Annotated in this window: 8 protein-coding genes; all 8 read left to right on the top strand. The window is 69.5% G+C overall.

Annotated features, from left to right (window positions below):
* A partial coding sequence (locus KME77_RS11875; RefSeq protein WP_246609610.1) for a carbohydrate kinase family protein occupies nucleotides 1-410 on the top strand: 410 nt, incomplete at its 5' end.
* Nucleotides 411-422: 12 nt separating this feature from the next.
* Nucleotides 423-1,637: an aminotransferase class III-fold pyridoxal phosphate-dependent enzyme gene (locus tag KME77_RS11870; RefSeq protein ID WP_219465757.1), complete on the top strand. Its 1,215-nt coding sequence runs from the start codon at nucleotides 423-425 to the stop codon at nucleotides 1,635-1,637.
* Between the two features lie 174 nt (nucleotides 1,638-1,811).
* Nucleotides 1,812-3,257: an N-acetylglucosamine/diacetylchitobiose ABC transporter substrate-binding protein gene (gene ngcE / locus KME77_RS11865; RefSeq protein ID WP_219465754.1), complete on the top strand. Its 1,446-nt coding sequence runs from the start codon at nucleotides 1,812-1,814 to the stop codon at nucleotides 3,255-3,257.
* A 3-nt stretch (nucleotides 3,258-3,260) separates the two neighbouring features.
* Nucleotides 3,261-4,175: a carbohydrate ABC transporter permease gene (locus KME77_RS11860; RefSeq protein ID WP_219465752.1), complete on the top strand. Its 915-nt coding sequence runs from the start codon at nucleotides 3,261-3,263 to the stop codon at nucleotides 4,173-4,175.
* A gap of 19 nt (nucleotides 4,176-4,194) precedes the next feature.
* A complete protein-coding gene (locus KME77_RS11855; protein ID WP_246609609.1) occupies nucleotides 4,195-5,052 on the top strand; it encodes a carbohydrate ABC transporter permease in 858 nt (285 codons plus the stop codon).
* A gap of 33 nt (nucleotides 5,053-5,085) precedes the next feature.
* Nucleotides 5,086-5,361: a 4a-hydroxytetrahydrobiopterin dehydratase gene (locus KME77_RS11850; protein WP_219465748.1), complete on the top strand. Its 276-nt coding sequence runs from the start codon at nucleotides 5,086-5,088 to the stop codon at nucleotides 5,359-5,361.
* A gap of 70 nt (nucleotides 5,362-5,431) precedes the next feature.
* A complete protein-coding gene (locus KME77_RS11845) occupies nucleotides 5,432-6,121 on the top strand; it encodes a hypothetical protein (protein ID WP_219465745.1) in 690 nt (229 codons plus the stop codon).
* A 241-nt stretch (nucleotides 6,122-6,362) separates the two neighbouring features.
* Complete coding sequence (locus KME77_RS11840; RefSeq protein ID WP_308250671.1) at nucleotides 6,363-7,001, top strand: helix-turn-helix domain-containing protein; 639 nt, start codon at nucleotides 6,363-6,365, stop codon at nucleotides 6,999-7,001.
* Nucleotides 7,002-7,071: the final 70 nt, after the last annotated feature.

Raw genomic sequence — 7,071 nt, 5'->3', positions numbered from 1 at the left:
CGGCGGCCGCGCCCGGGGCCGGTGACGCGCCTGGCTCGGCGAACATGTCGGGGTCCGGCGACGCGTCCGGCTCGGCCGTAGAAGCGGGAGTGTCGGTGGCGATTCTGGCGGCTGCCAAGGCGTTGCTGGCGGAGGGCCCCCGTGGGGTGCTCGTCACGCTGGGCGGTGCGGGCAGCCTGGTGGTGACCGCGGACGGCGTCGAGCAGATCCCCGCGCTCAAGGTGGACGTCAGCGACACGACCGGCTGCGGCGACGCGTACTGCGCCGGCTTCATCACCGGGCTCCTGCACGACCAGGACGTGGTGACCGCCGCCCGCTGGGGCACGGCCGCCGCCGCCCAGGTCGCGACGGGGCTCGGCTCGGACGCGGGCCTCACCGACCTCGACTCCACCCTCGACCTGCTGACGTAATTGGAGAATGTGATGACAGACGCTGAACTTCGTCAGCGGGCGCTGAAGGTCGTTCCCGGCGGCATGTACGGCCACCTCAACGCGGCCCTGTTCGCCCCCGGCTACCCCCAGTTCTTCGAGCGCGGCGAGGGCTGCCGCCAGTGGGACGTGGACGGCCGCGAGTACATCGACTTCATGTGCAGCTGGGGCCCGGTCGTCCTCGGTCACCGGCACCCGCGCGTGGAGGAGGCCGCCGCCCGTCGGCAGGCGCGCGGCGACTGCCTCAACGGCCCCGGCCCGGTGATGGTGGAGCTGGCCGAGCTGCTGGTGGACACCGTGCCGAGCGCGGACTGGGCGATGTTCTCCAAGAACGGCACCGACGCCACCACCCAGGCGCTCATGGTCGCCAGGGCCGCCACCGGCCGGACGAAGGTCCTGATGGCGCACGGCGCCTACCACGGGGCCGACCCCTGGTGCACGCCGTCGCTGGCCGGCACGACGCCGAACGAGCGGGCCGACCTGGTGGAGTTCGCCTACAACTCCCTGGAGTCGCTGGAGGCCGCCGCGGCCACGGTCGAGGGGGACGTCGCGGCGATCATCGTCACCCCGTTCAAGCACGACTCGTTCGAGGATCAGGAGCTGGTGGAGCCCGCGTTCGCGCGCGGCGCGCGGGCGCTCGCCGACCGTCTCGGCGCCGCCCTGGTGATCGACGACGTGCGCGCCGGCTTCCGGATCGACCTGCGCGGCTCGTGGGAGCCCTACGGCGTGCGGCCGGACCTGACGGCCTGGTCCAAGGCCATGGCGAACGGCTACCCGATCGCCGCCGTCACCGGCACCGACGCGCTCCGCGGCCCCGCGCAGACGCTGTACTCGACCGGCTCGTTCTGGTTCTCCTCCGTCGCCATGGCGGCGGCGAAGGCGACCATCGAGACCCTGCGCGACACCGACGGCATCGCCGCCATGGAGCGCGCCGGCACGCAACTGCGCGAAGGTCTTTACACCCAGGCCAAGGCCCACGGGTTCGTGGTCAACCAGACCGGCCCCGTGACCATCCCCTGGCTCAGCTTCGACGGCGACACCGACCTGTCGACCGCCATGTGGTGGAGCGACGCGTGTCTGCGGCACGGCGTCTACATCCACCCGTGGCACAACTGGTTCATGTCCGCGGCCCACACCGAGGAGGACGTGGCCCGCGCTCTGGAGGGCACCGACCAGGCCTTCGCCGAGACCCGCGCCCACCTAGGCTGACCTTTGGGGGTTGGCCGTTGGGGGGCTGGGGCTCTACTGTCCTCTCTGTGGAGGCGGAGCAAGCTCGAAAGTCACGTCTCGATTGCGCCTCTTGACGAGTGTCGGGAGGCGTTCGTACCTTCGGGCAAACGGTTAGGAAACTTTCCTATTTACCGATCCTCTTCAGGAGCCCCCATGACCCACCCGGGCGAGATCACACGTCGTGAGCTGCTGCGCCGTATCGGCCTGACCGCCGTCGTGGCAGGTCCCGGAGCGGGCCTGCTGAGCGCCTGCGCCACGGCGGGATCCGGTGAGGAGCCCAGCTCGGCGCCCGCCAGCTCGATCGCCGTGTCGGCCGACCCCAAGAACCCGTTCGGGGTGGACGCGACCAAGCCGCTGGAGGTGACGATCTTCAGCGGCGGTTACAGCGACGCGTACGCGAAGGACGTGCACGAGGTCATCTACAAGCGCGCCTTCCCCGCGGCGACGATCAAGCACAACGCGACGCAGCAGATCGGCACCCAGCTCCGCCCGCGCTTCGTCAGCGGCGACGTGCCCGACGTGGTCAACAACTCGGGGCCCGAGGGGCTCGACCCGGTCGCCCTGGCCGAGGAGGGGCAGCTCGTCGACCTGACGGCGCTGTTCGACGCGCCCTCGTACGACGACCCGTCCAAGAAAGTGCGCGACACCGTGACCCCGGCCGTGCTGGCGAACGCCGTCATCGACGACAAACCCCTGCAACTCGGCTACACGGTCTCGCACCGCGCCCTCTGGTACAACGCCCAGCTCTTCGCCGACAAGGGCTGGACGCTGCCCAAGACGTGGGCGGAGTTCAAGGCGCTCGGCGACACGGCGAAGAAGGAGGGCATCCTGCTGTTCGCCTATCCCGGACAGAAGGGCCCGTACTACCAGCTCTGGAACGCCCTCTACACGGCTGCCAAGATCGGCGGGAACCAGGTCCTCATCGACATCGACAACCTGGTCGACAACGCCTGGCTGAGCGGCCCGGTGAAGCAGGCGGTGAGCGCCTGGGTGGACATCCAGACGAACTACGGCGACAAGGCGTACTTCGGGCTCGACCACACCCAGACCCAGATCAAGCAGCTGCAGAACAAACTGCTCTTCTACCCGGTCGGCTCGTGGATCGAGAACGAGATGGCCAAGGACAAGCCGAAGGACTTCGAGTACGCCATCGCCCCGATCCCCGACGTCACGGCCGCCGACAAGATGCCGTACGGGGCCATCCAGGTGGGCGTCGGCGAGAACTTCCTCGTCTCCACCAAGGGCAAGAACCCGGCCGGCGGCCTCGAATACCTGCGCATCATGCTGTCCAAGGAAGGCGCCAAGGGCTTCACCGAGAAGACCCTGAACCTGACCGTGGTCAACGGCGCGGCCGAAGGGCTCTCCCTCACTCCTGGGCTCAAGAGCGCGGCCAAGGCCCAGGACGTCGCCGGCCAGAACATCATCACCGACGCCCGCTTCGAGAGCTGGTACAAGGAGATGTTCGACTACGGCACCGCGCAGATCAACGTGGTCATGGCGGGGCGCATCACGCCGGAGAAGTTCTGCCAGAACATGCAGAAGAAGGCCGACGCCATCAAGAAGGACTCGTCGGTCACCAAACAGACGCGGAGCCAATGACGTATGCGGCGGTTGCGCAAGTACGGCTTCGTCGCCGGGTTCCTCGCTTTTCCTGTCGCGCTCTACTCGGTGTTCGTGATCGGCCCGTACGTGCAGGCGTTCCAGATCTCCTTCACGGACTGGAACGGCTACCGCTCGAAGCTGCGATACATCGGGTTCGACAACTTCATCCGGCTGTTCGACGACGAGGTGTTCTGGCAGGCGCTGCGCAACCACGGGATCCTGCTGCTGGTGCTGCCGATCGTGACGGTGGTCATCGCGTTGTTCTTCGCGTTCCTGCTGAACCTGGGCGGCGGGCCGCGGGGCGCCGGAATGAGGGGGATCTGGGGGTCGAAGTTCTACCGGGTGGTGTTCTTCTTCCCCCAGGTGCTCGCCGTGGCGGTGGTCGGCGTGCTGTTCAAGGCGGTCTACCGGCCCGATGAGGGCGGCGTCGTCAACGGCGCGCTGATCAAGGTGGGATTCGAGCCGGTCGGCTGGCTGATCGAGCCGGACCTGGCCCTCTGGTCCGTCATCGCGGTGATGATCTGGCAGGCCGTGGGCTTCTACGTGGTCCTCTTCTCGGCCGGGATGGCCGCCATTCCCAAGGACTACTTCGAGGCGGCGGCGCTCGACGGCGCGGGGCGGATCCGGCTGTTCTTCTCCATAACGCTGCCGCTGCTGCGCGACACCGTCCAGGTGGGCTGGGTGTATCTGGGGATAGCGGCGTTCGACGGCTTCGCGCTGATCCTGGTGCTGGCCGGGAACAAAGGAGAGCCCGACGGGGCCACCACCATCCTGCCGGTGGAGATCTGGAAGACCGCGTTCACCTATTCCAAGGTGGGTTACGCGTCGGCGATGGGGGTCGTGCTGTTCTTCCTGACCGTGACGTTCGCGGTGCTGACCCTGCGAACCACGCGGCGCGAGAGGATCGAGCTCTGACATGGCCAAGGACACGACCATGAGCAGAGCCGCCGCCAAGGCGAGGCCCCGGACGGGGGTGCTGGGCGGGCTCTCGCACGTCGCGCTCCTCATCTGGGCGCTGCTGATCATCCTGCCGTTGCTGTGGACGTTCCTCGCGTCGTTCAAGTCCAACGCCGAGATCTTCGGCGACGCGCTGCAACTGCCCGGTCAGCTGCGGCTCGACGCGTGGGGGCGGGCGTGGGACAAGGCCCACGTGGGCCAGTACATGCTCAACACCGTTGTCGTCGTCTTCTTCAGCACGTCGGGGACGATGCTGTTCGGGTCGATGGCGGCGTACGTGCTGGCGCGCTACCGGTTCGTCGGCAACAGGCTGATCTACTACTACTTCGTGGCCGGGATGGCGTTCCCGATCTTCCTCGCGCTGGGGCCGCTGTTCTTCGTGGTGCTCCAGCTCGGGCTGCTGAACTCGCACGTCGGGCTCATCCTGGTGTACATCGCGTACTCGCTGCCGTTCACGGTCTTCTTCCTGGCCGCATTTTTCCGGACACTGCCGGACACCGTGGCCGAGGCCGCCGCCATCGACGGCGCCTCACACACCCGCGCGTTCTTCCAGGTCATGCTGCCCATGGCCAAGCCGGGGCTGATCAGCATCACCATCTTCAACGTGCTCGGCCAGTGGAACCAGTACCTGCTGCCCCTGGTCCTCCTCACCGACAACAAGGACAAATGGGTGATCACCCAGGGCATCGCCGACATCTCCACCATCGCCGGGTACGAGGCGGACTGGCCCGGCCTGTTCGCGGCGCTCAGCATGACGATCCTGCCGGTGATGATCGTCTACATCGTCTTCCAGCGCCAGATCCAGTCCGGCCTCGGCGCCGGAGCCCTCAAGTGAGCCACGGGGCCCGCCAAGAAGTACCGTGAGCCCATGGACGTCGACAGCAAGCTCAACGACCTGCCCGAATGGCGCAGAGAGGGCGACGAGATCCGGCGTACGGTCGTCGCGCCCGACTTCCCCACGGCCATCCGCATCGTCGACGAGATCGCGATCCGGGCCGAGGAGATGAACCACCACCCCGACATCGACATCCGGTGGCGGAAGCTGCACCTCACGCTGACCACCCACGACAAGGGAGGGCTCACCGAGGCGGACTTCACCCTCGCGGCGGCGATCGACGCCATCGCCGGCAAACACGGCGCGTAGCGGATCGGTTACTGGATAGAGTGGTGGGCCCGCGAGCCCGGCCGGGCTCGTCTCCGCACCGGGGGTTCCCATGCGCCTGCCCGCACCCGCCACCGCGCCCCTCCTGCGCGCCGCCGCCTTTCTGCGCGCCGTCTGCCGGCGCGCTGCCCGGAAGCGGGTGATGCCCGCCTGGACGTGGATGTCCGCGTGCGGAGGCGCAGAGGTCGCCTCGCGCGGGTCGTTCGCGGGTGTCCCGGTGCGGGCGCTGGCGGTGGGGATGGCGACGGTGGTGGTCGCGGGCTGCGCGTCGAGCCCCAAGGACGAGGTCGTGGCGCACGGCTCCGGCGCCGCCGACCGTACGACGTTGTCGGGCGGGGGCGAGTTCGCGCCGCGCACCACCGGCGCGATCGTCTACGACCGCAAGCTGGTCCCACGGGGCGCGCAGGCGAGCGTGACCGCCGAGTCCGCCCGCGGCAAGACGCTGACCTCGCTGGTGGTCGAGGGGCTGCTGCCCCGCCACCGCTACGGGGCGCACCTCCACAGCGCGCCGTGCGGGGCCGATCCGCGCGCCGCGGGGCCGCACTTCCAGCACCTGCCCGACCACGCCGACGCGACGAGCGAGGTGTGGCTGGACCTGACGACGGACGAGGCGGGCGCGGGGCGGGCGACCGCGCGCCACGACTGGGCGCTCGCGGGGGTGATGCCGCGGTCGCTGGTGCTGCACGCCGCCCCCGCCGTCGACCCGCCGTCCCCGCGCGTCGCCTGCCTGACCTTGCGCTGATCACTTTTCAGAGAGCCTTCTTACGGCAGGCATGGGCCGGCCCCACCCGCCGACCAGGGCCGGCGTCCGTCCAGGGGCACGCTCCTCCGGTGATGCGGGGCTGGCCGCCGTGACGTGCGCGAAGTGGGCCGGAGCGCACCGAAACGCCGGCCGGAGCGCACCAAGAAAGCCGGCGGTCCGAGGCGGTGTCATACCCTGCGGGGAGTCGTGTTCTGTCGTTCCCGTGGGCTAGAAAAGGCGCGTGGAGCGGTTCGCGAAGGAGTTGCGGCGCTGGCGCAGCAGCCGGCGGGTGAGCCAGCTGGAGCTGGCCAACCGGGCCGGCACGACGCAGCGGCATCTCAGTTTCATGGAGCAGGGGCGGTCCCATCCCGGCCGGGGGATCGTGGTGCGGCTGGCCGAGTCGCTCGAACTGTCGCTGCGCGAACGCAACGGGCTGTTGCTGGCCGCCGGGTACGCCCCCCTGTTCCCCGAGCCGGGGCTGGACGACGCCATGCTGAAGCCCGTCCGCGAGGCGCTGGACGACATCCTGGACGGTCACCTGCCCTACCCGGCCGTGGTGGTGCGGCCCTACGGCGAGCTGGTGGCGGCCAACGCGGCCTTCGCCGTGCTCACCGAGGGGGTGGCGGAGGAACTGCTGCGGCCGCCCGTCAACGTGCTGAGGGTGGCCCTGCATCCCCGGGGCATGGCGCTGCGGGTGCTCAACTTGGCGGACTGGGGGCGGCACATCGTCGAGAGCCTGCGGTCCGAGGCGCTGCGGCTGCTGACCACGCTCACGTCGTTCGCCACGGCGGTGGACGTGACGCTGGCCGAGCTGAAGCTGGAGGCGTTCCTGCCCGCCGACGCGGCCACCGCCGACCACCTGCGCTCACGCCACGGCTGAGGCCGCCGCGCCGGCCGTGCGAAGGCGGTGGCACAGCGCCGTGAGGCCGGGGCTCCCCGGGCCCGGGCTG

The organism is Nonomuraea rhizosphaerae, from assembly GCF_019396405.1.
In the GTDB taxonomy this organism is placed as follows: domain Bacteria; phylum Actinomycetota; class Actinomycetes; order Streptosporangiales; family Streptosporangiaceae; genus Nonomuraea; species Nonomuraea rhizosphaerae.
The sequence above is the reverse complement of the archived record's forward strand: the minus strand, read 5'-3'. Positions and strand labels throughout refer to the sequence as shown.

Excerpts from the sequence above, each read along its gene's own strand:
- ngcE (WP_219465754.1), top strand. The coding sequence starts at position 1,812 with ATGACCCACCCGGGCGAGATCACACGTCGTGAGCTGCTGCGCCGTATC.
- KME77_RS11850 (WP_219465748.1), top strand. The coding sequence starts at position 5,086 with ATGGACGTCGACAGCAAGCTCAACGACCTGCCCGAATGGCGCAGAGAG.
- KME77_RS11845 (WP_219465745.1), top strand. The coding sequence starts at position 5,432 with ATGCGCCTGCCCGCACCCGCCACCGCGCCCCTCCTGCGCGCCGCCGCC.
- KME77_RS11855 (WP_246609609.1), top strand. The coding sequence starts at position 4,195 with ATGAGCAGAGCCGCCGCCAAGGCGAGGCCCCGGACGGGGGTGCTGGGC.
- KME77_RS11870 (WP_219465757.1), top strand. The coding sequence starts at position 423 with ATGACAGACGCTGAACTTCGTCAGCGGGCGCTGAAGGTCGTTCCCGGC.
- KME77_RS11860 (WP_219465752.1), top strand. The coding sequence starts at position 3,261 with ATGCGGCGGTTGCGCAAGTACGGCTTCGTCGCCGGGTTCCTCGCTTTT.